Genomic DNA, 24,947 nt, shown 5'->3' on the forward strand with positions numbered 1-24,947 from the left:
ATCTGCGGCTCCGCTAGCCTGGACGCACGATGAGCGACCGTATGACGACACCGTGGGGCGAGGTCGAGCTGACCCGTTTCCCCGAGGATCCGCGCGACCGGCTGCGTGCCTGGGACGCCTCCGACGCGTATCTGCTGCGTCACCTGGCCGAGGAGCAGGTGCCGCTCACGGGCACGGTCGTGGTGGTCGGGGACCGGTGGGGCGCGTTGGTCACGGCGTTGGCGGAGCACCGGCCGACCCAGATCACGGACTCCTTCCTGAGTCAGGAGGCGACCCGCGCGAACCTGGCGCGGGCCGGCGTGGAACCCGGGGCTGTACGGCTCCTCACCACGCAGGACCCGCCGCCGGAGCGCGTGGACGTGCTGCTCGTCAGGGTGCCCAAGAGCCTGGCGATGCTGGAGGACCAGTTGCTGCGGCTGGCGCCCGCCGTGCACGCGGGCACCGTGGTCGTCGGCACCGGAATGGTGAAGGAGATCCACACCTCCACGCTCCGGTTGTTCGAGCGGATCCTCGGGCCGACCCGGACGTCGCTGGCGCGGCAGAAGGCGCGGCTGATCTTCTGCACCCCGGACCCGGCGCTGGACCGGCCCGCGAACCCGTGGCCGTACAGCTACGCCGTACCCGGCGGGGTCGGTGCGGTGTCGGGCCGTACGGTGGTCAATCACGCGGGTGTCTTCTGCGCCGACCGGCTCGACATCGGGACCCGCTTCTTCCTCCAGCACCTGCCGGGCCCCGGCGCCGGCCGCGTGGTGGACCTGGGCTGCGGCAACGGCGTCGTGGGTACGGCGGTGGCGCTGGCCGACCCGACGGCCGAAGTGCTGTTCGTGGACGAGTCGTTCCAGGCGGTGGCCTCGGCGGAGGCGACCTACAAGGCCAACGGGGTTCCGGGGCATGCCGAGTTCCGGGTCGGGGACGGGCTGGCGGGCGTGGCACCGGGAAGTGTGGACGTCGTCCTGAACAACCCGCCGTTCCACTCCCACCAGGCGACGACGGACGCGACGGCGTGGCGGATGTTCACCGGGGCGAAGCGGGCGCTGAGGCCGGGCGGCGAGCTGTGGGTGATCGGCAACCGGCACCTCGGCTATCACGTGACCCTCAAGCGGCTGTTCGGGAACTGCGAACTGGTCGCGAGCGATCCGAAGTTCGTGGTGCTGAGGGCCGTCAGGAGGGGCTAGCGCGCAGGACGCGCGGCGAGGCGCCGAGTTCGCGCCGGCAGGCCTTGTTGAACGACTGCGGGTCACGAATGCCGTCCGAGGCGGCGATCGCCGGGATGGACAGGGTCGTTTCGCGCAGCAGATGGTGGGCGCGGTCGAGTCTGCGGCGGCGGACGTAGGCGACCACGGTCTCCCCGGTCGCGGCGCGGCAGGGCCGGATCAGGTGGTTGTGCGAGACGCCGGCCGCCCGGGCGATCTCCGGCACCGTGAGCGGTTCGGCCAGGTGCGCCTCGACGTGGGCGACGGCCGCGCCGAACGCCAGGTGCGGGCCGTGCCGTTCGGCGGGGGCGGGCGTCAGGCAGGTGATGCGCCACAGCGCGGACCAGGCCTCGGCGCGGGTCCGTTCGGGCGAGCCGGGCACGGCGGCCACCGCTTCCCGCAACAGCGAGGTGAGCACGGCGAGTTCGGCCCCGGCGTCCTGGACTACGGGGATCGTGTGCTCCGGTCCGGCGGCCGGGATGCGCAGGTGCGCGTAGAGGTGTTCGGAGCGGCCCCGGTAGCGGTAGTGGAAGGTCGTTCCGGGTGGCACGAGACTCACCCGGCCCGGCCGGAGGGTGTGCGGGGTTCCGTCGACGACCAGTCGGCGTGGTAGCCGTACAGGTGGAGCTGCCACAGCTCGGGGAGCCGGAAGACGTCCGTGCGGCTCGCCAGGCCGTGGACGCCGACACCGGCGGCGACCACGTCCGGCGGCTGTCCGAGGTGGAGGGGCGTCCTGCGCATGGTCAGCGGCGGGCTCCGGAGAGGAGGCCGATGATCCGGGTCACCTCACGGGCCATCGCCTCCCGGCCCACCCCGAGGTACTTGCGGGAGTCGACGGCCTCCGGGTGGGCGGCGAGGAACTCCCGTACGGCGCCGGTCATGGCGGCGTTGAGGGCCGTGCCGACGTTGACCTTGGCGATGCCGCCGCCGACGGCCGCGACCAGCCCGTCGTCCGGCACGCCCGAGGAGCCGTGCAGGACGAGCGGGAGGTCCAGCGCCGCGGACAGCCGTTCGAGCAGCGCGTGGTCCAGGGCGGCGGTGCGGGTGGTCATGGCGTGCACGCTGCCGATGGCGACGGCCAGGGCGTCGACCCCGCTGCCGGCGACGAAGTCCTGTGCCTGGCGGGGGTCGGTGCGGGCGCCGGGCGCGTGCGCGTCCCGTACCGACCGGGGGGAGGTCCGGCTTCCGTCCTGGCCGGGCTTGCCGCCGACCTCCCCCAACTCCGCCTCGATCCAGAGTCCTCGGGCGTGCGCCCAGTCGGCGGCGGCGCGGGTCGCGGCCAGGTTGTCCGCGTACGGCAGCCGGGCGGCGTCGTACATCACCGAGCTGAAGCCCGCGCCGGGCGCCTGCCGCAGCAGGTCGTCGCTCTGTACGTGATCGAGGTGCAGGGCGACGGGCACGGCGGCCCGTTCGGCGGCGGCGACCGCGGCGCGGGCCAGCGGCAGTAGCCGCCCGTAGCGGTACTTGACGGCGTTCTCGCTGACCTGGAGGACGACGGGTGCGTCGGCCGCCTCGGCGCCGGCGACGACGGCCTCGACGTGCTCCAGGGTGATGACGTTGAACGCGGCGACGGCGGAGTGGACTTCGGCGGCCCGGGCGACCAGCTCGCCGGTTGACGCAAGAGGCACGTGACGTGTCCTTCCGGGGTGCGGGCGGCGGGTCAGGGGGCGAGGATCACCGAGCGGGTGAGGTGGCGCGGCTGGTCGGGGTCCAGGCCGCGGAAGGCGGCGACCGCGACCGCGAGCCTTTGTGCGCGGACGAGTTCGGCGAGCGGGTCGAGCCCGCCTCCGACCCACAGTCCGCCGGTGGCGCGCACCTGCTCGGCGAGCCCGTCGGGCGCCTCGCCGAGCATCCAGGTGGCCGTGCCCGCGGTGGTGATGCTGATCGGGCCGTGCCGGTACTCCATCGCCGGATAGGCCTCGGTCCAGGACAGGGAGGCCTCGCGCATCTTCAGCCCGGCCTCGTTCGCGAGACCGACCGTCCAGCCGCGCCCCAGGAACGTGAACTGGGTGCATTCGACCAGCCCTTGGGGCAGCGGGGTGGCGAGGGCGGTGCGGGCGTCGGTGACGGCTGCGCCGGTGTGCAGGCCGAGGTGGGCGCGCAGGAGGGTGAGGGCGGTGGTCGCGAACCGGGTCTGGACGACGGAGCGTTCGTCGGCGTAGTCCAGCACGACGAGGTCGTCGGCGGCCTCCATGACCGGGGTACCGGGGTCGGCGGTGACGGCCGTGGTGCGGCTGCGGCCCTTCAACTCGGCCAGCAGCTGGAGAACTTCGGTGGTGGTTCCGGAGCGGGTGAGGGCGACGACCCGGTCGTACGACCGCCCGCTCGGGAACTCGGAGGCGGCGAACGCGTCGGTCTCTCCCTGGCCGCTGCCCTCGCGCAGCGCGGCCACCGCCTGCGCCATGAAGTACGAGGTCCCGCACCCGACGACGGCGACCCGCTCCCCCGGCTCCGGCAGCGCCCCACGGTGCCGTCCCGCCTCCTCGGCGGCCCGTATCCAGCACTCCGGCTGGCTGTTCAGCTCGTCCTCGACATGGGTCATGCCCACACCCTCCCCTTGCTGATTGTTCTTGCAAGATATAGCGAGCTTTCGAGCACAATCAAGCATCGGGACGCGGGGGCCGGTGCGCTAGGGTCGCCGGAGAGGAAGAGGAGATCGGCAGACGATCGAGGAACGGCCGCGGGGCGATCGGCACGGGCTCGCCGGGAAGATCGGCGAGTGATCGAAGACCGGTCGGAGCCCGGGCGCGGACCGGTCGGAACCCGATCGGAGAACGGAGGCCGCGGATGTCCCGGGACGCCCGCTGGAAGGCGCTGCTGGAACTGCTCGTCGAGCGCGGCCGGCTGGAGGTCGAGGAGGCGGCGGCGGAGCTCCAGGTGTCGGCGGCGACGATCCGCCGGGACTTCGACCAGCTGGCCGAGCAGCAGATGCTGGTGCGCACCCGGGGCGGAGCGGTGGTGCACGGGGTGTCGTACGAACTCCCCCTGCGCTACAAGACGGCCCGGCGCGCCTCCGAGAAGCAGCGGATCGCGAAGGCGGTCGCCGACCTGCTCGCACTCGGCGAGGCGGTCGGCCTCACCGGCGGTACGACGACCACGGAGGTGGCCCGGGCCCTCGCCGTGCGCGGCGATCTGTCCACCGGCACACCGGCGCTCACCGTGGTCACCAACGCGCTCAACATCGCCAACGAGCTCGCCGTACGGCCCCAGTTCAAGATCGTGGTGACGGGCGGGGTGGCGCGCCCGCAGTCGTACGAGCTCATCGGCCCGCTCGCGGACGGGGTGCTGGGCCAGATCACGCTGGACGTGGCGGTGCTGGGGGTGGTCGCGTTCGACGTCACGCACGGCGCGGCCGCGCACGACGAGGGGGAGGCCGCCATCAACCGGCTGCTGTGCGAGCGCGCGGAGCGGGTGGTGGTGGCCGCCGACTCCAGCAAGCTGGGCCAGCGGGCGTTCGCCCGCATCTGCGGGACGGAGCTGGTGAACACCCTCGTGACGGACACGGCGGTGGGTCAGGAGACCGTACGCCGCTTCGAAGAGGCGGGAGTACGGGTCCTGACGGTGTGAGCCTCGCCGTCGCGGACCGGCCCACCTTCACGGCGTCACCGGCTCACGCCTCCCGGCATGCCCGGCCGCGGGCTCAGAACGCGCCGAGGTCGGCCTTCACGAAGCCCGCGCCCCGTTGGTCGTTGCAGCCGGACAGCGGCCGGTCGGCCGGGTCGGGCCACGTCTCCTGGGCCTGGAGCGCCACGCTCACCAGGGTCAGGAGCAGGTCGACGTCGCTCGCGGCGTCGAGGCGCAGAGTCACCCACGGCGAGCCGGGCACGATTCTGATCGCCCCCGAGCCCTTGAAGTCCTTGGCGAACCGGCGGACGGCCCGGTCCGTCAGTCTCAGGTCCACATCCCGGTCGGAGTGGAAGTGGGCGATCTCGCCCTGAACCGAACTCACGGCCTGCCCCAGGCCGCAGCTCGGCACGGCCGGTCTCAGGTCCGGCCAGGTCGCCAGTTGCGCGAGCGCGCGCGAGGCCAACGTCATGGGCCCATCATGACGCGCTCACCCGCCCGCAACCAGCTTGTGAGCGAGCATTAACCGTCCCGCATCCGCCAAGGCGGCCGTGCCCGTACGCGTGTACACCCCCGAACAGGCCGTCCACCGAGGTCCGTTGTCCGGACCCGCCGGGCCATGCCCGCACGTCGCCGCAGGTCGAGTACACCAAGAGACGTACCACGCCTACGACATACCGCCTCGCAACCGACGGAAGCGGGCCCCGGCACCACTCCTCGTCACCTCACCGCCGGCGCCCACAGGCTCCGCACGTGACCCATCCCTTGACGCGAGCACGTCGGCCGCCCCCGGCCGCTCACTTGCCCACCGGCCCAGGGCCGCCCTAGCCTGGTTTTGTGCCGCTAATAAACAAAACCCGAACGCACAGCGTCGTGCCGGGCCAGGACCTTGCTCGTCTGCGCGTGGCGATCACCGCCTTCTTCGCGCTGGACGGCTTCATCTTCGCGGGCTGGGTCGTCCGCATCCCCGACATCAAGCATCAGACACACGCGTCCGCCGGCTCGCTCGGGCTCGCGCTGCTCGGCGTCTCCGCGGGCGCCGTTCTCACGATGACGCTGACCGGCCGGCTGTGCCGCCGCTACGGCAGTCATCCGGTGACCGTCGCGTGCATGGTGGTGCTCGCGTTCAGCGTCGCGCTGCCTCCGCTCACCCACTCGGCAGCGGCGCTCGGTGCCGTCCTGCTTCTCTTCGGCGCGGCGTACGGGGGTGTGAACGTCGCTTTCAACAGTGCCGCCGTCGATCTGGTGGCCGCCCTGCGCAGGCCGATCATGCCGAGCTTCCACGCCGCGTTCAGCCTGGGCGGGATGATCGGCGCCGGCCTCGGCGGGCTGGTCGCCGGCTTCCTCTCCCCGACCCGCCATCTGCTCGGTCTCACCCTGATCGGGCTCCTCGTCACGGCGGTGGCCGGACGCACCCTGCTGCGGCACGAGGCTCCGGCACCCGTCCACCGCACACCCTCCTCACCGGCCGAGAAGCACTCCGCCGCACGGGGGACGGGGGGCCGCGGGCTGGTCGTCGTCTTCGGTCTCGTCGCCCTGTGCACCGCCTACGGCGAAGGCGCCATGGCCGACTGGGGCGCGCTCCACCTCCAGCAGGACCTGGCCGCGTCCGCCGGGACGGCCGCCGCCGGGTACGCGTGTTTCGCGCTGGCGATGACCCTCGGCAGGCTGACGGGCTCGACGCTGCTGGCGCGCCTCGGCCGGGCCCGGACCGTGATCGCCGGCGGCACGGTCGCCTCCGCGGGCATGCTGCTCGGCTCCCTCGCACCCTCCGTCTGGGCGGCACTGGTCGGCTTCGCCGTCACGGGACTCGGGCTCGCCAATCTCTTCCCGGTCGCCGTCGAGCGGGCCGGCGCCCTGGCCGGGCCGTCGGGCGTGGCCGTCGCGTCCACCCTGGGCTACGGCGGCATGCTGCTCGGACCACCCGCGATCGGCTTCATGGCCGACTGGTTCTCCCTCCCCGTCGCCCTCACCAGCGTGGCCGCGCTGGCCGCCGTCGCGACGGTGATCGCGGTGTCGACGCGGCGAGCGATGGGCGGCTGAGGGGTGCCCCTCCGGCGACGGGGGCGGGAGCGGGTGCCGACCCAGTAGCCCGCAGCCGCCGCGAGGTCACCCATCCGGCATGGCCGGCCGGCGTGAAGTCCTGCGGTCGCTCGCCGCACCGGCTCCGGGCCGAAAAGGCCGGTGGTCAACGGTTCACCCGCCGCGTCGGCCCTGGGGAACCGGGCCGGGAGCGGCCGGACAGCCGCTCGCCATCCGGGCGGTCGACGTCGAAGCCTGCGGTCGCAGCGGGGCCCGGAGGTGGCGACGCGACGATCTCCTGCGCGTGCGGGCGAGAGCAGCCAGGCGGTCGTTCGGCACCGGACCCGGGTCGACGTGGCAGGCGAATCGCTCCAAGCCGAGACGGCACGCGTGAACAGTCGACGTCGTCGATCCCCCGGGCGACCACTCGGTACCCACCCCCGGCCCGCTCTCGCGTCGTCCCGCGGACCGGCCCGTCGGCGCGGGCCGCGGAGGGCCGGTATCCCACGCGCCCGCCCCGTCCGGCACACTCACCGCATGGAGACTGCCGAGTTCCTTCAGACCCTGGACCGGGAAGGACGGTTGCTCGCGGCGGCCGCCGCCGAGGCCGGTCCCGACGCCAAGGTGCCGACCTGCCCGGAGTGGCAGGTGCGCGACCTGCTGCGGCACACAGGAGCCGTGCACCGATGGGCCGCGGCCTTCGTGGCCGACGGGCACACCACGCCGCGCCCCCTCGGAGAGGCGCCCGGCCTGGACGGCGCCGAGCTCGTGGACTGGTACCGGGACAGCCACCGGCTGCTCGTCGACACCCTGACCACCGCACCCTCCGACGTGGAGTGCTGGACCTTCCTCCCCGCGTCCGGACCCTCACCGCTGGCGTTCTGGATCCGGCGGCAGGCACACGAGACGACCGTGCACCGCTACGACGCGGAAGCGGCACGCGGCGGTACGGCCACCCCGATCGCACCGGACTTCGCGGCGGACGGCATAGACGAGTTGCTGCGCGGCTTCCACGCCCGCTCCCGGAGCCGGGTCCGCAGCGAGGCGCCCCGTGCGCTGCGCGTACGTGCGCTGGACGCCGGGGCGGACGCGGTGTGGACCGTACGGCTCACCACCGAGCCACCGGTGACCGTGCGGGCGGAAGTCGGAGCCGCCGAGGCCGAACTGTCGGGGCCCGCCGAGCAGTTGTATCTGGCGCTGTGGAACCGGGCGCCGGTGCCGAGCGTGACCGGTGACCACTCGCTCGCCACCCTGTGGCGAGAGGCATCGGGTATCTGACGGCCGGTCAGCCCGACTCGTCCAGCATCCTCGCCAGTACCGCGCGTTGCACGGGCCGTACCTCACCGTGCAGCGCGCGCCCCTTCTCGGTGAGCATCACGCGCACCCCACGCCGGTCCTCGGCACACATGGCCCGCTCGACCAGGCCGTCCTTCTCCAGCCGGCCGACGAGCCGGGACAGCGCGCTCTGACTGAGATGCACGCGGTCGGAGATCTCCTGCACGCGATAGGCGCAGCCGCCGTCCGCCGAGGACCCCTCGGCCAGCAGGTCGAGGACCTCGAAGTCGCTGGCGCACAGCCCGTGTCCGTGCAGTTCCCGGTCCAGCTCGCACTGGGTGCGGGCATGCAGGGCCAGAATGTCCCGCCACTGCTCCGCGAGCGCCTGCTCGGCCTTGTTCGCCGCCATGAGCGCACCGTAGCAGAGAAAGCGAATTGTTGCATCGTAATTAAATGCGCTTGCATTCGATGCATATGCATGTAGTGTCGTCGGCATGACCTCTCCGCTCACCACCCCCACGACCCCGTCCTCGGGAGTTCGCTGGACTCCCCGGCTGTGGGGCACCCTGCTGGTGCTGTGCGCCGCGATGTTCCTGGACGCGCTCGACGTGTCGATGGTCGGCGTCGCGCTGCCGTCCATCGGCTCCGACCTGCATCTGTCCACGTCGACGCTGCAATGGATCGTCAGCGGCTACATCCTGGGATACGGCGGCCTGCTCCTGCTCGGCGGCCGGACGGCGGACCTGCTCGGCCGGCGCCGGGTGTTCCTGGTGGCCCTCGGCGTCTTCGCGCTGGCCTCCCTGCTCGGCGGGCTCGTGGACTCCGGTCCGCTGCTGATCGCCAGCCGCTTCGTCAAGGGGCTCAGCGCCGCCTTCACCGCGCCGGCCGGCCTGTCGATCATCACCACGACGTTCCCCGAGGGTCCGCTGCGCAACCGCGCCCTCTCCATCTACACCACCTGCGCCGCCACCGGGTTCTCCATGGGCCTGGTGCTGTCCGGTCTGCTCACCGAGGCCAGCTGGCGCCTCACCATGCTGCTGCCCGCACCGATCGCCCTGATCGCCCTCCTCGCCGGCCTCAAGCTGCTGCCGCGCAGCGCCCGCGAGGAGAACCACGCCGGTTACGACATCCCCGGCGCCGTCCTCGGCACCGCGTCGATGCTGCTGCTGGTGTTCACCGTCGTCCAGGCCCCGCAGGCCGGCTGGGCCTCGGCCCGCACCCTGCTGTCCTTCCTGGCCGTCGCGGTACTGCTGACCGCGTTCGTGGCGGTCGAGCGGCGCTCGCCCAGCCCGCTGATCCGGTTGGGAGTGCTCCGCTCGGGCAGCCAGATCCGCGCCCAGCTCGGCGCGATCGCCTTCTTCGGCTCCTACGTCGGCTTCCAGTTCCTCACCACGCTGTACATGCAGTCCCTGCTCGGCTGGTCCGCGCTGCACACGGCGCTCGCCTTCCTGCCGGCGGGCGCGCTGGTGGCGGTGTCCTCCACCAAGGTCGGCGCGATCGTCGACCGGTTCGGCACCCCGCGGCTGATCGCGACCGGCTTCGCGCTGATGGTCCTCGGGTACGCGCTGTTCCTGCGCGTCGACCTGGACCCGGTGTACGCGGCCGTCGTCCTGCCCTCGATGCTGCTGATCGGCGCGGCCTGCGCGCTGGTCTTCCCCTCGCTCAACATCCAGGCCACCAACGGGGTCGAGGACCACGAGCAGGGCATGGTCTCCGGTCTGCTCAACACCTCGGTCCAGGTCGGCGGAGCCATCTTCCTGGCGGTGGTGACGGCGGTGGTCACCGCGGGCGCCCCCGCCCACGCGACCGCACAGGCCGTCCTCGACAGCTACCGTCCGGGCTTCGTGGTCGTCACCGGCATCGCGGCCGTCGGTCTGCTCATCACCCTCACCGGACTGCGCCGCCGGCCCGGCGTGCCGTCGGTCGTGGTCGCCAGGTCCACCGTGGAGGAGGCGGAGGTGGAGCGCGTCGCCGTCGGCGACTGAGGCTCCGCCCGGAGGGGAACGCCTCCGTACGTGCGCCCGGCGGCGACCTGACCGGCCCGCCGGGCGCACGCCTGCGCGCCCCGCGGGCCGGCCGGGTCCCGGCTCGGGGTGGCGTGCGTCCGGGCGCCGGGCCAGGGCGGGCGGGCCTGACCGCTGCCCCGGCCGGGCTTGCCGGGGTCGTCGTACGGCAGCCCACCGGGAGGCGGCCGGATCGGCGGCACGACCTGGAAACGGTGCGCTCAGCCGCCCAGCCAGCCCGGCCGCACCAGGCCCGACTCGTAGGCGAGCACGACGAGTTGGGCGCGGTCCCGGGCGCCGAGCTTCACCATCGTGCGGCTCACATGAGTCTTGGCGGTGAGCGGGCTGACGACCAGGCGGCGGGCGATCTCCTCGTTGGACAGGCCGATGCCCACCAGCGCCATCACCTCCCGCTCCCGTTCGGTCAGCAGGGAGAGCGTGCCGGCCGCCGCGGGCTCCTTCGAACGGGCCGCGAACTCGGCGATCAGCCGGCGGGTGACACCCGGGGACAGCAGCGCGTCCCCTTCGACCACGGCCCGTACGGCGCGCAGGAGTTCCTCCGGTTCCGTGTCCTTGACCAGGAAGCCGGAGGCGCCCGCGCGGATCGCCTCGAAGACGTACTCGTCCAGTTCGAAGGTGGTGAGCATGACCACCTTCACGTCCTTCAGCTCCGCGTCCCCGGTGATGCGGCGGGTGGCGGCCAGTCCGTCCAGCAGGGGCATGCGGATGTCCATGAGGACGACGTCCGGCCGCAGTTCGCCCACCAGGCGCAGCGCCTCCTCGCCGTCGGCGGCCTCGCCGCTCACCCCGATGTCCGGCTGCGCGTCCAGCAGCGCCCGGAACCCCGCCCGCACCAGGGACTGGTCGTCGGCGAGCAGTACCCGGATCACTGGTCCTCCCTGAGGCGCGACGGCAGTACGGCGAGCACCCGGAAGCCACCGTCGGGGCGTGGGCCCGCCTCGATGGTGCCACCCAGCGCGGCGGCCCGCTCCCGCATTCCGGCCAGTCCGTTCCCGCTGCCCCCGGCGTCCGCGCCGGTGGCGGGTCCGTCGTCCTCGATCCGCAGCCGCAACCCTCCGGCGTCATGGGCGAGGTGCACGCGCGCGTGCCGCGATCCCGAGTGCCGTACGACGTTGGTGAGGGCCTCCTGGACGATGCGGAACGCGGCCAGGTCGGCGCCCGGCGGCAGGTGCGGCGACCGGCCCTCGATCTCCACGGTGAGTCCCGCTGCCGCCGCCTGCTCCACGAGTTCGGGCAGTCGGTCGAGCCCCGGGGCGGGGGCGCGCGGCGCGGCACCGGGGGCGCGCAGGGTGTCGAGGACCTGGCGGACCTCCCCCAGCGCCTCCTTGCTGGCGGCCTTGATGGTCGTGAGCGCGGCCCGGGCCTGCTCGGGATCGCTGTCGAGGAGCACCAGGCCCATGCCCGCCTGGACGTTGATGACGGAGATGCTGTGCGCGAGGACGTCGTGCAGTTCGCGGGCGATCCGCAGCCGTTCCTCGTCGGCGCGCCGCCTGGCCGCCTCGGCGCGGTCCGCGCGTTCGCGCGCCCACTGCTCGCGTCGCACGCGGGCCAGTTCGGCCACGGCGACGATCGCCAGCACCCAGGTGGCCAGGACGACCTCCTGGGTGAGGCCCGCCCGTTCGTCCCCGGCGGGTGGCAGCCAGCGGTAGAGCCACAGCGCGACCAGGGCGTGTCCGGCCCACAGCAGGCCGATGGACGTCCAGGCGGCCCGCCGGTGGCCGGCGACGACCGCGCTGAAGCAGGCGACGGCGACGGTGAGGAAGACGGGGCCGTACGGGTAGCCGAGGGCCAGATAGGCGAGGGCCGCCGCCGTCGTGCCGAACGTCACGGCCACCGGGTGGCGGTGCCGCCACAGCAGCAGGAGCGAGGCGACGATCAGCAGGGCGCGTCCGTAGCCGTCGAGGGGTACGCGGTGCTGCTGCTCGTGCGCGGAGAAGTTGGTGCCGATCAGCACGAACGCGGTGATGAGCGCGGTGGAGCGCCAGGGCAGCCGGGAGCGGTACGCCTCCGGGTCGTGGTGCCGGTTCCACCACGGGGGTCCGTACCGCCACCAGTGCGAGGGACCGCCTGCGTGCTCCTCTTCCATGTCCGCCACGCTAGACGGCAACCGGCCACGCGGGCGTCAGCCGGACGAGGTGATCACCGATACTCCCCGGGGAGTACGCCCGCCGGTGTGCAGGGTGCGCCCCTCGGGGCTCGTACGCCGGCCCGACTGCCGGGTCCCCCGTCACCTCGCGGGGTCCGTTCTCACGGACCCTTCGTCGTCGCGTCGGCGCCACCTCGCGGCCGGCCCCACCAAGCCCGCGGGCCCCGGCCGCTCCCCGTGCGGGGCGCACCCGGCGGGACGGTGGCGCGACCGGACCGGTGCCTAGCCCGACAGCCCCACCTCGTGGGCCAAGCGGCCGACCGCGTGCCGGAAGAAGGGGGCGCGGTCCTCCACCACGCGGTTGAACTGGCCGAAGAGTTCGAATCCGATCAGGCCGAACAGCTGCGCCCAGACCGCGACCATCGGCGCGGCCGCCTCGGGCGGCAGCTCCGGCGCGATGTCCGCCGCGATCCGTTCCGCCTCGGGGCGCAGGTAGTCGGGGAGCGCCGGGACGGCGAGGCCGGGCCCCTGGTGGGCGTCGCGGATGATGCCGATGAGGGCGAGGCCGACGCGGGACGCGGCGGGGACGGTGGTCTCGGGGGCCGAGTAGCCGGGCACGGGCGAGCCGTAGATCAGCGCGTACTCGTGCGGATGAGTGAGCGCCCAGCCGCGCACCGCCTCGCACACGGCCGTCCAGCGTTCCAGGTGCGTGCCGCCGGCCGCCGCGTCCCGTGCCCGCTCCGCCGCCTCGCCGAGAGAGTCGTAGGCGTCGATGATGAGCGCGGTCAGCAACTCGTCCCGGCTGGGGAAGTACCGGTACACGGCCGACGAGACCATGCCGAGTTCACGGGCGACGGCCCGCAGCGAGAGCTTGGCCGCCCCCTCTGCCGCCAGCTGTCTGCGGGCCGCCTCCTTGATGGCCGCGGTGACTTCGGCCCTGGCCCGTGCGCGGGCTCCCTGTGCGCTGCTCATCCCAGCAGTGTGCCACGGTCAGAGAGCGGTGCACACGGACGAGAGCGGTGCCCAAAAAAGAGAGCACTGCTCTTGCGGTGCGCACTCGTCTGCTCCACACTGGAGTCGAGCGAGAGCACCGCTCTCCCGAATCGTGGGGGTCACCATGTCGTCGTCTTCGCCCTACTACCTCAAGGGCAGCCCGTTCACCGTCCGCATGAACGGCGTGATCGGCTGGCTCGCCCGGCACGGCATCAGCCTCATGGGCACCGCCGAGATGTCCGTGCCCGGACGCAAGAGCGGCAAGATGCAGCGCATCCCGGTCAACCCGCACACCTACGGGGGAGAGCGGTACCTGGTCTCCGCGCGCGGCCACTCCCAGTGGGTGCGGAACATGCGCGCCGCCGGGGGCGGGGAACTGCGCGTCGGCCGCAAGGTGCGCCCCTTCACCGCGGTGGAGCTTCCCGACGCCGAGAAGCTCCCCGTACTGCGCACCTATCTGGAGAAGTGGGGCTGGGAGGTCAACCAGTACTTCGCCGGGGTGACCGCCAAGTCCTCCGACGCGGAGATCATCGCCTGCGCCGGCGACCACCCCGTCTTCCGGATCACCGTCACGGGCTGACCAGCTCCTCCGCGGGCGCGGCCACCGCATTGCGGTCCAGCGCGGTCAGGGCGCGCTGGGCGAGCGGATGGGCGCGCACCAGCTCACCCAGCGAGGTGGAGCCCTGAGTGATCTCCTTGAAGGCCTTCCAGGCGGGACGGAAGCCGGTGAGGGCCGCGTGGAACAGCCCGGGACGCCTCTCGAACGCGGCCAGCATCCGTTTGCCGACGCTCATCTCGACACCGAGCCCCGCCTTGACGGCGAACGCGTAGTTGAGGGCCTGGCGGCGGGCGTCCACCGCGTCGTGCGCCTCGGCGACACGGACGGCCCACTCCCCCGCCAGCCGGCCCGAGCGCAGCGCGAAGGAGATGCCCTCGCGGGTCCACGGCTCCAGCAGCCCGGCCGCGTCCCCGCAGACCAGCACCCGGCCGCGGGACAGCGGGGAGTCGTCGGCACGGCAGCGGGTCAAGTGGCCGGAGGAAATGGCCGGTTCGAAACCGGACAGGCCGAGGCGGCCGATGAAGTCCTCCAGGTAGCGCTTGGTGGCGGCGCCCTCCCCGCGCGCGGAGATCACACCGACCGTCAGCGTGTCGCCCTTAGGGAACACCCAGCCGTAACTGCCGGGCATCGGGCCCCAGTCGATGAGGACCCGCCCACGCCAGTCCTCGGCGACCGTCTCGGGCACCGGGATCTCCGCCTCCAGGCCGAGGTCCACCTGGTCCAGCTTCACCCCGACGTGCGCCCCTATGCGGCTGGCGCTGCCGTCGGCGCCGACCACCGCGCGGGCCAGCACCGTCTCCCCGCCCTGCAGGACGACGGCGACCGTGCGCCGGTCCGGCACCGCCGAGCCGTGCTGCTCGACCCGCTGCACCGTGACGCCCGTACGCAGCTCGGCGCCCGCCTTCTGGGCGTGCTCGACCAGCTGCTGGTCGAACTCGGGCCGGTTGATCAGGCCGAACAGCATCTGCCGGGAACGGCGGGTACGGGTGAAGCGGCCTTTGTTCGAGAAGGTGACCGCGTGCACCCGGTCCCGGAACGGCAGCTCGAAGCCGGGCGGCAGCGCGTCGCGCGAGGGGCCGATGATGCCGCCGCCGCACGTCTTGTAGCGGGGCAGCTCGGCTTTCTCCAGCAGCAGTACGCGCCGCCCCGCGACCGCCGCCGCATAGGCGGCCGAAGCCCCCGCGGGTCCCGCGCCCACCACGACGACGTCCCACACCTGCCGCACGTCGTCCGCCGAAGAGTTCTCGCCGCTCACGTTGGTCTACCGCTCCGATCAAGCCGCCGCCGAAGTGTCCCTCGCATCCTACGGCGGCCGTCGTCGCAGGCCACTGTGGGAGTATCGGGGGTACTCACCCCGTTCAACGTCGCACCCACGAGGAGCGTGCCCATGTCGTCGAATCCGGTCGCCGAGACCGTAGCCTCGCTGCTGCCCCGCGCGAAGGCGGAGCTGACCGAGCTGGTCGCCTTCAAATCGGTGGCGGACTTCACGCAGTTCCCGAAGAGCGAGAGCGAGGCGGCCGCGAGCTGGATCGCCGACGCGCTGCGCGCCGAGGGCTTCGTCGACGTGGCCCTGCTGGACACCCCGGACGGCACGCAGTCGGTGTACGGCCACCTGCCGGGCCCCGAGGGCGCCAAAACGGTTCTCCTGTACGCGCACTACGACGTCCAGCCGCCGCTGGACGAGGCCGGCTGGACCACCCCGCCGTTCGAGCTCACCGAGCGCGACGGCCGCTGGTACGGCCGCGGGGCCGCCGACTGCAAGGGCGGTGTGATCATGCACCTGCTCGCGCTGCGCGCCCTCAAGGCGAACGGCGGCGTCCCGGTCAACGTCAAGGTGATCGTGGAGGGCTCGGAGGAGCAGGGTACGGGCGGCCTGGAGCGCTACGCCGAGGAGCACCCGGAGCTGCTGGAGGCCGACACGATCGTCATCGGTGACGCCGGCAACTTCCGCGTCGGCCTGCCGACGGTCACCACCACCCTGCGCGGCATGACCCTGGTCCGCGTGCGCATCGACACCCTCGCCGGCAACCTGCACTCCGGCCAGTTCGGCGGCGCCGCGCCGGACGCGCTCGCCGCGCTCGTCCGCGTGCTGGACTCGTTGCGCGCGGAGGACGGTTCGACGACCGTCGACGGGCTCGACGCCACGGCCGTCTGGGAGGGCCTGGAGTACCCCGAGGAACAGTTCCGCGCGGACGCCAAGGTGCTCGGCGAGGTCGGGCTGATCGGCGGCGGCGCCGTCGCCGACCGCCTCTGGGCCCGTCCGGCGGTCACCGTCCTCGGCATCGACTGCCCGCCGGTCGTCGGCGCCACCCCGTCCGTGCACGCGAGCGCCCGCGCCCTGATCAGCCTGCGGGTTCCGCCGGGCGTGGACGCGGCGGAGGCGACCAAGCTGCTCCAGGCCCACATCGAGACGCACACGCCGTGGGGCGCCCGGGTCACCACGGAGCAGATCGGGCAGGGCCAGGCGTTCCGCGCCGACGTCTCCACCCCGGCGTACCAGGCGATGGCCGACGCGATGGCGGTCGCCTACCCGGGCGAGACGATGCAGTACGCGGGTGAGGGCGGCTCCATCCCGCTGTGCAACACCCTTGCCGGCCTGTACCCGCAGGCGGAGATCCTGCTGATCGGCCTGAGCGAGCCGGAGGCGCAGATCCACGCCCTCAACGAGAGCGTGTCGCCGGCGGAGCTGGAGCAGCTCTCCGTCGCGGAGGCGCTCTTCCTGCGCAACTACGCGGGCTGACCGTTCTGCCCGTGGCAGAGGGCCCTCGCCTGCGGGCGGGGGCCCTGCCTACGGTCGGCGCATGGACCTCGTCGAACTGCTGCCCCGCCTCCATCTCCTGCGCTTCCCGGTCGGCCAGGCCTACCTCTGGCGCGACGAGGCCGGGTTGACGCTGATCGACGCGGGCACGTCGGGCTCCGGCCGCCCCATCGCCGAGGCCGTCTCGGCGCTGGGGCACGCTCCCGGAGACGTACGGCGGATCGTCCTCACCCATTTTCACGAGGACCACGCGGGCGGAGCGGGCGAGTTCGCCGCGCTGAGCGGTGCGGAAGTGCTGGCGCACCATCTGGACGCGCCGTTCGTCCGGGGCGAACTGGCCGGTCCGCCGCCGCGCTTCGAGGAGTGGGAGCTGCCGATCCACGCGGAGGCGGCGCAACACCTGCCCGAGGGCACGCCGGTGCCCCCGGCGGCGGTCACGGCCCTGTCGGACGGTGACCTGCTGGACTTCGGCGGCGGCGCCCGGGTGCTCCACGTCCCCGGGCACACCGACGGCAGCATCGCGCTGTTCCTGCCCGAGGAGGGCGTGCTGTTCACCGGGGACACGGTGGCCGCGTCACCCGTCGACGGGACGGTGCTGCCCGGAGTGTTCAACCTCGACCGGCCCCGCCTCCTCGACTCCGTCCGCCGGCTGGCTGACCTGGAGCCGGAGGTGGCCTGCTTCGGCCACGGCGCCCCGGTGCTCGGTGGAGCCGCCGCCACCCTGTGCGGGGCCGCCGCCGCGTCTCACCCCTGACCCGAACGGCCGGCCCGCCGGCCCTCCGGTCTCCGGACAGAGCCCCCGTCCCGCCCGTGGGGAGGCGCCGCCCGGCCGGCTGCACCGCAACAGTGTCACGCGAGGCAGCCTGCCGGGCCGGGCCCCGGCGCGGGGATCGGCCGACACCCCGGCCTCCGGCCACAGCGCCCCCGACGAACCCGAAGCGCCCACCACGACCGCCCGGCGCCACGGTCAGGGGAACGCGCCGCCCGCCCGGCCCCGCGCCAGAAGCGCCGCGCCGGGCGACCCCGGTCCAGCCCCCCCCCCGACGCAACGGCCGACTCATCCGCACCCCGCAGGACAAAGCCCTCCGGCGCGGGATCAGCCGACCGGGACTCCGGCCTCCAGGTACAGCGCACTGCCCCGCTCTCGAGCCCGGAGAGCCCAGCGCAGCCGTTCGTAGCGGACCGGGGGAAGCATCTCGGCGGCCTCCTGCTCGGTGGCGAAACGCCAGGCGCGAAGCTCCGGCCCCGGCAGCAGGACCCGGGACGCCTCGCCGGACTCCAGCCGGCCCCCGTCGAACAGCAGCCGCAGCCCGCCGAATCCGGGCGGCGCGGGCCGCTCCCAGTCCACGACGAGCAGCCGGGGCACGTCCTGGAGCCGTATCCCCGTCTCCTCGGCGACCTCGCGCATGCCGGCCCGGGCCGGTGCCTCGCCGCGTTCCACCACACCACCGGGGAACTCCCAGCCGGGTTTGTAGGTGGGGTCCACGAGCAGCACCCGGTCCTCCTCGTCGAAGAGGAGGACACCGGCGGCGAGCGTCTCCGCGGTGGGTTCGGGGGTCTGCACGATGTCGCAGGCCGGCACGGCACCGCTGCCGACGGCCTCGGCGATGCGCGCGGCGGCCTCATGGGCGGTGAGGGCGCTGGTGTCCACCAGGTGGGCGTCCGAGGTGAGCCAGGACAGCAGGGCGGTGCGGTAGGGCTCGATGTGGTCGTACGACCACTGCCGTACCCGCATCTCGCCGTCGGGCAGTTCCGGGGGGATCTCCCGGGCCGCGATGCGCTCGCGCAGGATCGTTTCGGCCGGAGCGAGGAGCAGGTGGTGCACGGGAATCCTGCGGGCGGCGAGTCCGCCGAAGATCTCGTCGCGGTACTCCTGGCGGAGCAGGGTCATGGGCACCACGAGGGTCCCGCCCAGCTCGGCGAGCATCCCGGCCGCCGTGTCGACCACGAGCCGGCGCCAGACCGGCAGGTCCTGGAAGTCACTGACCTCGGCCAGGCGTTTGGCCGGCAGCAGATGCGTGAGCGCCGCGCCGACGACCTCGGGGTCGAAGAGCGTGCTGTTCGGGATCAGCTCGATCAGTTCCCGTGCGGTGGTGGTCTTCCCCGCACCGAACGCGCCGTTGATCCAGACGACGGTCACGGACTCCCCCTCTTGTGTTGGCCCCCTGTGGCTTGCCCGCTCCACCCTGCCACGGAAACCCCGCCCCGGTGAGGGCGCCCGTACGGGAGTGCCGGTGCCCTCGGCGGCGGGGACACCGGCACATACGCCGTACGACGTCGGGCCTACTCCTGGCCCGCAACGGCGTCGTCGAGGGCGAAACTGTCGTGGCTGACGAGGTGACCGGCCGTGTCGAGGGTGTCCGAGACGTTGAGGTCGCTCAGCGTTCCCTCGTCCGCGGCGTGGGAGGGCGTGATGGCGGCCACGACGAATCCCGTGGCGAGGCTGGCGATGGCGAGCATGCTGCGCTTCTTCATGCGCTGATCAACTGCGCAGGCGCCCGGGGGTCACGCGGATCACCGCGGTTCCGCTCCGCGGGTCGACCGTCGAGCGGTGCGCGGGCGCCCCGTCCTCGTCGTCGCGGAGCACCAGTGAGGACCGCCGCTCCGTCAGTTCGTGCTGCCTGCCCGGGGACAGGGCGCCGTGCGCCCCGGCAGGGTCAGGACGACGGCGAATCACGCCACGGCGCCGAAAACGGCGTGGCCGCGACGATCACGCCCTCGGTATCGTCCGGTGGACCCGTGTCCCGTTCACCGCACCGGAAAGAGAAGTCACCGCCATGACCGGCCCCCACCCCACCACCACCCTCTGGCGACCCGCGGGTCCCGTGGAGCTGGAGCTGGTCCGGGAGCTCGAATGGCGCGCATGGCCGCCCCGGCTCCCCGAGCAGCCGATCTTCTACCCGGTCCTCAACGAGGACTACGCGATCCGGATCGCCCGGGACTGGAACGTCCGGCACGACGGCGCCGGCTTCGTGACCCGCTTCGAGGTCGACACCGAGTTCCTCCGCCGCTACCCGGTCCAGCAGGCCGGCGGCCGGACCATTCTCGAACTGTGGGTGCCCGCCGGGGAACTGGACGAGTTCAACGCCCACATCGTCGGCCCGATCGAGGTCGTCCACGAGTTCCGGTGAGCCCTGACGCGGCCCCGTCCCGCTGAGCCCTGGAGTGACCATGAGCGGTTCCCCTGTGTTCCGCACGCCCGACGACGCCCTCCTCGACGACGTCGAACGGTCCGGCGACCGCCTCGTCCGGGCGGCGGCCGGGCTGTCCGCCGCCGACCTGCGGGGCCCGTCGGGGCTCGCCTCGTGGACCCGCGGCCGGGTGCTCGCCCATGTCCGGCACAGCGCCGAGGCCTACGTACGGCTGCTGCGTCTCGCGCGCGCGGGCCGGGAGCCCGGCCCGCGCGCGGACGCGGCGGCACCGGCCGCGGCGGTGGAGCGGGACGGCGAGCTGCCCGCCGGACGCCCGGCCGAGGAGCTGCGGGCGGGTCTGGACCGGTTCACGGCGGAAGCCCGGGCGATGCCCGCCCCCGCCTGGGACCGCCGGGTCCCGGCGCCGGCCGGCTGGTGGCACCCGGCCTGGTACCTCCCGCTGCGCTGCCTGCGCGAACCGGAGGCGCACCATCTGGACCTCGACACCGGCCACGGCACCGACAAGTGGCCCGACGGGTACGTCCGCTGGGCGCTGGACGACACCCTCACCACGCTGCGGACGCAGGGCTTCCCGGTCGCTTCCGTACGGGCCGTGGATCTCGGCCGGCACTGGTCCGCGGCCGCGCACGGCCCCTCGGTCGCCGGGGCCGGCCACCGGCTGCTCGGCCGGCTGAGCGGCAGGCTGCGGGCCGACGCTCTGACGAGCGACCGCCCGGCGCATCTCCTCCCCCGTCCGCCCGCCTGGCCGCAGCCACCACTGCCCGGCTGGGGGCGGGTCGACGACGGCACCTGACACCCGAATCCGCCCGTCCTCGACCGCGAGCGGGCGAGTCGATCCGTCCTGCTCGCCGATCGCCCACGCGGGCGCGCGGGTTCGGAGCGTGATGCTGCTCCAGCAGCTTTTTCGCGGTGCAGTAGCTTGCCAACTCCCCCTGGGGCACCACCAGCCGCCACGAAGCAGGACGACCGGAGGATCATCCATGCCCCGAGAGGCGCCGTACCTCACGCTGGCCGACGTGCTGCGCGCACGGATTCTGGCGGGCGAGTGGGAGATCGGGGAGCGCCTGCCGTCCCGGACGCGGTTCGCCGCGGAGTACGGGGTCGGACGCAACGTCGTGCAGAGGGCGATGGACCGTTTGATCGTCGACGGTCTCCTGGAAGGACGCGCGGGCTCGGGCACCTACGTCCGTGTGCCTCGAGAGCGACTGCGTCTGGTGCGCTCGCGGCACCGCGAACGCCGGGACGGCTCCGCCCCCTGGCACGACAGGAGGGAGCGGGGCCGGGCCGATGCCTGGGACTCACACAGTCAGGTGCGCTTCCCCGCGCCCGAGCCGATCGCCGAGCGGCTCGCCATCGGCCCCGGGGACTTCTGCGTCCGTACGCGGTACGAGTTCCTCGCCGACGGGCAACCCGTCCAGCTCTCCGAATCCTGGGAGCCGATGGCGATCACGGAGGGGACGCCGATCGTGCTGCCCGAGAGGGGTCCCCTGGCGGGAAAGGGTGTGGTCGAGCGCATGCGTTCCATCGGCGTGGTCGTCGCCACCGTGGTCGAGGTGCCGCGCCCGGCTCGTGCCACCCAGGTGCAGGCGAACCTGCTGGGGATCAGCGTGGGGGACCTCGTGCTCCAGATCGAGCGAACCATCCTCGACACGGACGGGCGCGCGGTGGAGACGGCCGACATGGTCATTCCGGATGTACGCCGTGAAGTGGTCTACGAGTTCGGAGTCGACCGTCCGTAGTCGTCGAAGCCTTCCGAGAGACACCACGCATTCGACAGTAGGGCATTCCATGGTGAAATCCTCACGGCTCGGCCTTTTGCGCGAAAGGGACTTCGGGCGGTTGTTCGCCGCCACCGCGCTCGGCCAGTTGGGCGACCGCATTCTCTTCCTGGCCCTGCCTCTGGTCGCCATCGCGTCCTTGCACACCGACGAGTTCCAGGTGGGACTGCTCACCGCGACGACGTCGGCGGGCTCGCTCCTGGTCGGGTTGCCGGCGGGTGCGTGGGTGGACCGCATGCGGAAGCGATCGGTGATGATCAGCGCCGATCTCGCCCGCTCCCTGGCCCTCTTGACGATACCGCTGGCGTCCTGGGCGGGCCTTCTCACCATCTGGTGGCTCTACGCCGTCGCCCTGGTTCACGGAGTGCTGACCGTGTTCTTCGACGTCGCGTACGTCAGTCATCTCCCGCACCTGGTGGGACGCGCCAATCTCATGGAAGGGAACGCGAAACTCTCGGCCGTACGCTCGGTGACCAGTATCGGCGGGCCGACGGTGGCAGGGCCGCTCGTCGGTCTGGTCGGAGCCCCCGCGACACTCCTGGCCAGTTCGGCCGGGATGGCCATGTCGGGACTGCTCGCGATCACCATCCGGAAACGCGAACGGAAGCCCGAGCCGACCACCCGTCCTCGACTGACCGGAGAGATCAAGGAGGGCCTGAAGTTCGTCGTCGAGCACCGTGCGCTGTGCGCGATCATGCTGGGGGATGCGATCTTCAATCTCTTCCTGGTCATGTACCAGACCATGCTGCTGGTCTTCCTGGAGCGGGAGATCGGTCTCAGGCCCTTCGGCGTCGGCCTCATCCTGTCGGGCATGGGCTGTGGCGCCTTGCTGGGCGCGCTGCTGGCGACCAGGGTTTCCCAGCGGGTCGGGCAAGGCCGGGTCATCTGGCTCGCGTCACTGGCCACCTGTCCGCTGACCGTTCTCATGCCGTCGGCACGAACGGGCTGGACCGTGTGCGTGGCTGCGGTCGGACTCGCTGCTCTCTCCTTGGGTGGAGTCGTCCGCGTGGTGGCTCAGTCCAGCTTCCAGCAGGCCCTGACGCCGGATCGGCTGCTGGGCCGGATGAGCGCGACAGCCCGTTTCGTCTCCTCGGCCGGCATTCCTCTCGGCGGGCTGCTGGGTGGAGCCTCGGGATCCGTGTTCGGAGCGGCAGGCACTCTGTGGATCGGAGCGGCCGGTATGACGCTGAGCATCCTGCCCCACGTCCTCTCACCGCTTCGGACCATGCGCACGCTGCCTGCGGAAAGGGCGGCGGAGTCGGTCCGTTGAGGCGTCGCCGAGTTCCACGTGGAGCGCCTGAAAGGCCAACACATTCGAACGCGTAGCCTCGGCCGCGGGGCGAACTCGACTGCCGGGCGGGCGGATTGACGGGCTTTCGAGTACTTCCGACACACCCCTTCCAACATACTCCGACACGTCCTACCGTAAACGCGCACCCCGATGACGCGTACATGTCGCCCCCTGGCCGCATGCCGTCATCCACCCTTTCGCGAGTCGGAGGAGCGTCGAAGATGCGTCACCCTCACACCCGCACAACCCGCCGACGAGTGGTCGGAGCGCTCACCGCGGGGCTGCTGTGCGCGGCCGGCCTCGCCGCCCCCGCTGTGGCCGCCCCGGACCGGACACCCACCGCACCGGCCCCGGCCGACGGCCTCGCCCCGACGCCCCCGATGGGCTTCAACAACTGGAACTCCACCCACTGCCGTGCCGACTTCGACGAGGCCATGGTGAAGGGCATCGCGGACCTCTTCGTGGAGAGGGGCCTGAAGGACGCCGGCTACCGGTACGTCAACCTGGACGACTGCTGGGCGCTGCCCCGACGCGACGCGCAGGGCGAGCTGGTGCCCGACCCCGCCCGCTTCCCCCACGGCATCGGGGCCGTCGCCGACTACGTCCACGCCAAGGGGCTGAAACTCGGCATCTACACCAGCGCCGGAACCAGGACCTGCGACAGCGTCGGCTTCCCCGGCGCCCTCGGCCACGAGTTCAGCGACGCCCGCCAGTTCGCCGACTGGGGCGTGGACTACCTCAAGTACGACAACTGCAACAACCAGGGCGTCGACGCCGGGCAGCGCTACCGGACCATGCGCGACGCGCTGAGAGCGACCGGCCGCCCCATCGTCTACAGCATCTGCGAGTGGGGCGAGAACAAGCCCTGGGAGTGGGCCGGGGACGTCGGCCAGTTGTGGCGGACCACCGGTGACATCAGCGACAGCTGGAGCTCGATGCTGTCGATCGTCAAGCAGAACCTGCCGCTCGCGCCGTACGCCGGCCCCGGACACTGGAACGACCCGGACATGCTGGAGGTCGGCAACGGCGGCATGACGGACACCGAGTACCGCTCGCACTTCTCCCTCTGGTCGGTCATGGCCGCGCCGCTGCTCATCGGCACCGACCTGCGCAGGGCTTCCGAGGCGACCTTCGACATCCTGGACAACAAGGAGGTCATCGCCGTCGACCAGGACCCGCTCGGCAGGCAGGGCACGGTCGTCACCTCCACCGGCGGGCGCTGGGTGGTCGCCAGGGAGATGGCGGACGGCAGCCGCGCGGTGGCCCTGTTCAACGAGTCCGCGAGCGCCCAGCGGATCGCGACCACCGCGAGCGCCGTGGGCCTGCCGGACGCCGACGCCTACACGCTGCGCGACCTGTGGCAGCACCGCGCCTACAACACCGCCGGGACCATCGCCGCCACCGTCCCGGCCCACGGCACGGTCCTGCTCCGTGTCTCGGCCGATCCCCACTGGGCCGACCACCCGCCGGCCACCGAACTCGGGGTGGACGGGGGCACCCTGCTGGAGGCGGGCACCCCGGCGACCCTGACGAGCACCGTCGCCGATCTGGGCCGTACACCCGCCCGCCGGGTGTCCGTCTCGCTGACCGGCCCCGACGGCTGGAGCGTGCGGGCCACGTCGGCGACCACGGCCGCGGCTCTCGCCACCGGCAGGTCCCTGCGCACCGGGTGGCGCGTCACCGCACCGGCCGGGACACCGACGGGCGCCTACGACCTCACCCTGCGGACGAGTTACCGCTCACCGGCGGGGCAGCGGGTCACCGCCACCCTCCCGCTGACCGCGTCCGTCGTGCTGCCGCCGCCCTCCGGGACGTCGTGCCTCAGCGACCTGCCGTGGCTGTCGGCGAGCAGCGGCTGGGGACCGGTGGAGCGCGACACCAGCAACGGGGAGAGCGCGGCGGGCGACGGCCACCCGATCACCGTCGGCGGCACCGCCTACGCCAAGGGGCTCGGCGTGCACGCCCTGAGCGACGTCTCCTTCTACACCGGCAAGGCCTGCGAGAAGGTCACCGCGGACGTCGGCGTGGACGACGAGAAGGGCACGGCCGGCACCGTCGCCTTCGAGATCCGGGCGGACGGGAAGAAGGCCGCCTCGACCGGCGTGCTGACCAACGCGCTGCCCGCCCGGCCGGTCACCGCCGACGTGACCGGCGCCGAGGTGGTCCGCCTGGTCGTCACCGACGGCGGGGACGGCGTCGACTCGGACCACGCGGACTGGGCGGACGCACGCCTGAGCTGCTGAGCCGTGGCC

Annotated in this window: 24 protein-coding genes and 1 pseudogene; 13 read left to right on the forward strand and 12 right to left on the reverse strand. The window is 72.9% G+C overall.

The genetic code is table 11. The features are described 5' to 3' along the window. Positions 1-41: 41 nt before the first annotated feature. Complete coding sequence (locus ACF08B_RS19020) at positions 42-1,175, forward strand: methyltransferase (protein ID WP_392318395.1); 1,134 nt, start codon at positions 42-44, stop codon at positions 1,173-1,175. On the opposite strand, the pseudogene ACF08B_RS19025 reads toward ACF08B_RS19020, so the two are convergent. The 3 genes and pseudogenes from ACF08B_RS19025 to ACF08B_RS19035 form a co-directional block, all read right to left on the reverse strand. After that, positions 1,162-1,934, reverse strand: a pseudogene (locus tag ACF08B_RS19025) (helix-turn-helix domain-containing protein). The gene ACF08B_RS19020 and the pseudogene ACF08B_RS19025 sit on opposite strands and share 14 nt — an antisense overlap. A gap of 2 nt (positions 1,935-1,936) precedes the next feature. Beyond that, a complete protein-coding gene (locus tag ACF08B_RS19030; RefSeq protein WP_392318396.1) occupies positions 1,937-2,821 on the reverse strand; it encodes a ketose-bisphosphate aldolase in 885 nt (294 codons plus the stop codon). Positions 2,822-2,853: 32 nt separating this feature from the next. Then, positions 2,854-3,735, reverse strand: a complete 882-nt coding sequence (locus tag ACF08B_RS19035; RefSeq protein WP_392318397.1) for an SIS domain-containing protein — start codon at positions 3,733-3,735, stop codon at positions 2,854-2,856. A 245-nt stretch (positions 3,736-3,980) separates the two neighbouring features. Here ACF08B_RS19035 and ACF08B_RS19040 point away from each other — a divergent pair, with 245 nt between their 5' ends. Next, positions 3,981-4,760, forward strand: coding sequence for a DeoR/GlpR family DNA-binding transcription regulator (locus ACF08B_RS19040; RefSeq protein WP_392318398.1), 780 nt, complete (start codon positions 3,981-3,983; stop codon positions 4,758-4,760). Between the two features lie 73 nt (positions 4,761-4,833). On the opposite strand, the gene ACF08B_RS19045 is transcribed toward ACF08B_RS19040, so the two are convergent. Beyond that, entirely contained in the window at positions 4,834-5,229 is a 396-nt protein-coding gene (locus tag ACF08B_RS19045) for a luciferase family protein (RefSeq protein ID WP_392318399.1), read from the reverse strand. A 401-nt stretch (positions 5,230-5,630) separates the two neighbouring features. Here ACF08B_RS19045 and ACF08B_RS19050 point away from each other — a divergent pair, with 401 nt between their 5' ends. Continuing rightward, positions 5,631-6,800, forward strand: coding sequence for an MFS transporter (locus ACF08B_RS19050; protein WP_392318400.1), 1,170 nt, complete (start codon positions 5,631-5,633; stop codon positions 6,798-6,800). A gap of 516 nt (positions 6,801-7,316) precedes the next feature. Beyond that, positions 7,317-8,057, forward strand: a complete 741-nt coding sequence (locus ACF08B_RS19055; protein ID WP_392318401.1) for a maleylpyruvate isomerase family mycothiol-dependent enzyme — start codon at positions 7,317-7,319, stop codon at positions 8,055-8,057. 7 nt (positions 8,058-8,064) lie between these two features. On the opposite strand, the gene ACF08B_RS19060 is transcribed toward ACF08B_RS19055, so the two are convergent. Beyond that, the gene (locus ACF08B_RS19060) at positions 8,065-8,463 is read right to left on the reverse strand and encodes a MarR family winged helix-turn-helix transcriptional regulator (RefSeq protein ID WP_392318402.1); all 399 of its coding nucleotides are present in this window, start codon (positions 8,461-8,463) and stop codon (positions 8,065-8,067) included. An 85-nt stretch (positions 8,464-8,548) separates the two neighbouring features. Between ACF08B_RS19060 and ACF08B_RS19065 the strand changes: the two genes are divergently transcribed. Then, positions 8,549-10,039, forward strand: coding sequence for an MFS transporter (locus ACF08B_RS19065; protein ID WP_392318403.1), 1,491 nt, complete (start codon positions 8,549-8,551; stop codon positions 10,037-10,039). A 239-nt stretch (positions 10,040-10,278) separates the two neighbouring features. Here ACF08B_RS19065 and ACF08B_RS19070 read toward each other — a convergent pair whose 3' ends face one another. The 3 genes from ACF08B_RS19070 to ACF08B_RS19080 form a co-directional block, all read right to left on the reverse strand. Then, positions 10,279-10,947 (reverse strand): response regulator transcription factor, encoded by a 669-nt coding sequence (locus tag ACF08B_RS19070; protein ID WP_093479533.1) that lies wholly within the window; start codon positions 10,945-10,947, stop codon positions 10,279-10,281. Further along, positions 10,944-12,164 carry a sensor histidine kinase gene (locus tag ACF08B_RS19075; protein WP_392318404.1) on the reverse strand — a complete coding sequence of 407 codons (1,221 nt, stop codon included), beginning with the start codon at positions 12,162-12,164 and terminating at the stop codon, positions 10,944-10,946. The genes ACF08B_RS19070 and ACF08B_RS19075 overlap by 4 nt, the downstream gene beginning before the upstream one ends. Before the next feature lie 282 nt (positions 12,165-12,446). After that, positions 12,447-13,136, reverse strand: a complete 690-nt coding sequence (locus ACF08B_RS19080; RefSeq protein ID WP_392318405.1) for a TetR/AcrR family transcriptional regulator — start codon at positions 13,134-13,136, stop codon at positions 12,447-12,449. A 145-nt stretch (positions 13,137-13,281) separates the two neighbouring features. Here ACF08B_RS19080 and ACF08B_RS19085 point away from each other — a divergent pair, with 145 nt between their 5' ends. Beyond that, the gene (locus ACF08B_RS19085) at positions 13,282-13,737 is read left to right on the forward strand and encodes a nitroreductase family deazaflavin-dependent oxidoreductase (RefSeq protein WP_392318406.1); all 456 of its coding nucleotides are present in this window, start codon (positions 13,282-13,284) and stop codon (positions 13,735-13,737) included. On the opposite strand, the gene ACF08B_RS19090 is transcribed toward ACF08B_RS19085, so the two are convergent. Then, a complete protein-coding gene (locus tag ACF08B_RS19090; RefSeq protein ID WP_392318407.1) occupies positions 13,727-14,971 on the reverse strand; it encodes a geranylgeranyl reductase family protein in 1,245 nt (414 codons plus the stop codon). The two genes, ACF08B_RS19085 and ACF08B_RS19090, sit on opposite strands and share 11 nt — an antisense overlap. 132 nt (positions 14,972-15,103) lie before the next feature. Here ACF08B_RS19090 and ACF08B_RS19095 point away from each other — a divergent pair, with 132 nt between their 5' ends. Both ACF08B_RS19095 and ACF08B_RS19100 read left to right on the forward strand, forming a co-directional pair. After that, positions 15,104-16,456, forward strand: a complete 1,353-nt coding sequence (locus ACF08B_RS19095; protein WP_392318408.1) for a dipeptidase — start codon at positions 15,104-15,106, stop codon at positions 16,454-16,456. 61 nt (positions 16,457-16,517) lie between these two features. After that, entirely contained in the window at positions 16,518-17,228 is a 711-nt protein-coding gene (locus tag ACF08B_RS19100) for an MBL fold metallo-hydrolase (protein WP_392318409.1), read from the forward strand. A gap of 342 nt (positions 17,229-17,570) precedes the next feature. On the opposite strand, the gene ACF08B_RS19105 is transcribed toward ACF08B_RS19100, so the two are convergent. From ACF08B_RS19105 to ACF08B_RS19115, 3 genes are all read right to left on the reverse strand, one after another. Further along, positions 17,571-18,614, reverse strand: a complete 1,044-nt coding sequence (locus tag ACF08B_RS19105) for an NUDIX domain-containing protein (protein WP_392318410.1) — start codon at positions 18,612-18,614, stop codon at positions 17,571-17,573. Between the two features lie 143 nt (positions 18,615-18,757). Beyond that, positions 18,758-18,949, reverse strand: coding sequence for a hypothetical protein (locus ACF08B_RS19110; RefSeq protein WP_392318411.1), 192 nt, complete (start codon positions 18,947-18,949; stop codon positions 18,758-18,760). 7 nt (positions 18,950-18,956) lie between these two features. Next, positions 18,957-19,151, reverse strand: coding sequence for a DUF6191 domain-containing protein (locus tag ACF08B_RS19115; RefSeq protein WP_392318412.1), 195 nt, complete (start codon positions 19,149-19,151; stop codon positions 18,957-18,959). A gap of 100 nt (positions 19,152-19,251) precedes the next feature. Here ACF08B_RS19115 and ACF08B_RS19120 point away from each other — a divergent pair, with 100 nt between their 5' ends. From ACF08B_RS19120 to ACF08B_RS19140, 5 genes are all read left to right on the forward strand, one after another. After that, positions 19,252-19,605: a hypothetical protein gene (locus ACF08B_RS19120; RefSeq protein WP_392318413.1), complete on the forward strand. Its 354-nt coding sequence runs from the start codon at positions 19,252-19,254 to the stop codon at positions 19,603-19,605. A 40-nt stretch (positions 19,606-19,645) separates the two neighbouring features. After that, a complete protein-coding gene (locus ACF08B_RS19125; protein WP_392318414.1) occupies positions 19,646-20,419 on the forward strand; it encodes a maleylpyruvate isomerase family mycothiol-dependent enzyme in 774 nt (257 codons plus the stop codon). A gap of 187 nt (positions 20,420-20,606) precedes the next feature. After that, the gene (locus ACF08B_RS19130) at positions 20,607-21,365 is read left to right on the forward strand and encodes a GntR family transcriptional regulator (protein WP_392318415.1); all 759 of its coding nucleotides are present in this window, start codon (positions 20,607-20,609) and stop codon (positions 21,363-21,365) included. A 49-nt stretch (positions 21,366-21,414) separates the two neighbouring features. Beyond that, the gene (locus ACF08B_RS19135) at positions 21,415-22,674 is read left to right on the forward strand and encodes an MFS transporter (protein ID WP_392318566.1); all 1,260 of its coding nucleotides are present in this window, start codon (positions 21,415-21,417) and stop codon (positions 22,672-22,674) included. A 242-nt stretch (positions 22,675-22,916) separates the two neighbouring features. Continuing rightward, positions 22,917-24,938, forward strand: coding sequence for an NPCBM/NEW2 domain-containing protein (locus ACF08B_RS19140; protein WP_392318416.1), 2,022 nt, complete (start codon positions 22,917-22,919; stop codon positions 24,936-24,938). Positions 24,939-24,947: the final 9 nt, after the last annotated feature.

The sequence above is a fragment of the Streptomyces sp. NPDC015139 genome, assembly GCF_043079785.1.
GTDB classification, from domain to species: Bacteria; Actinomycetota; Actinomycetes; order Streptomycetales; family Streptomycetaceae; genus Streptomyces; species Streptomyces albidocamelliae.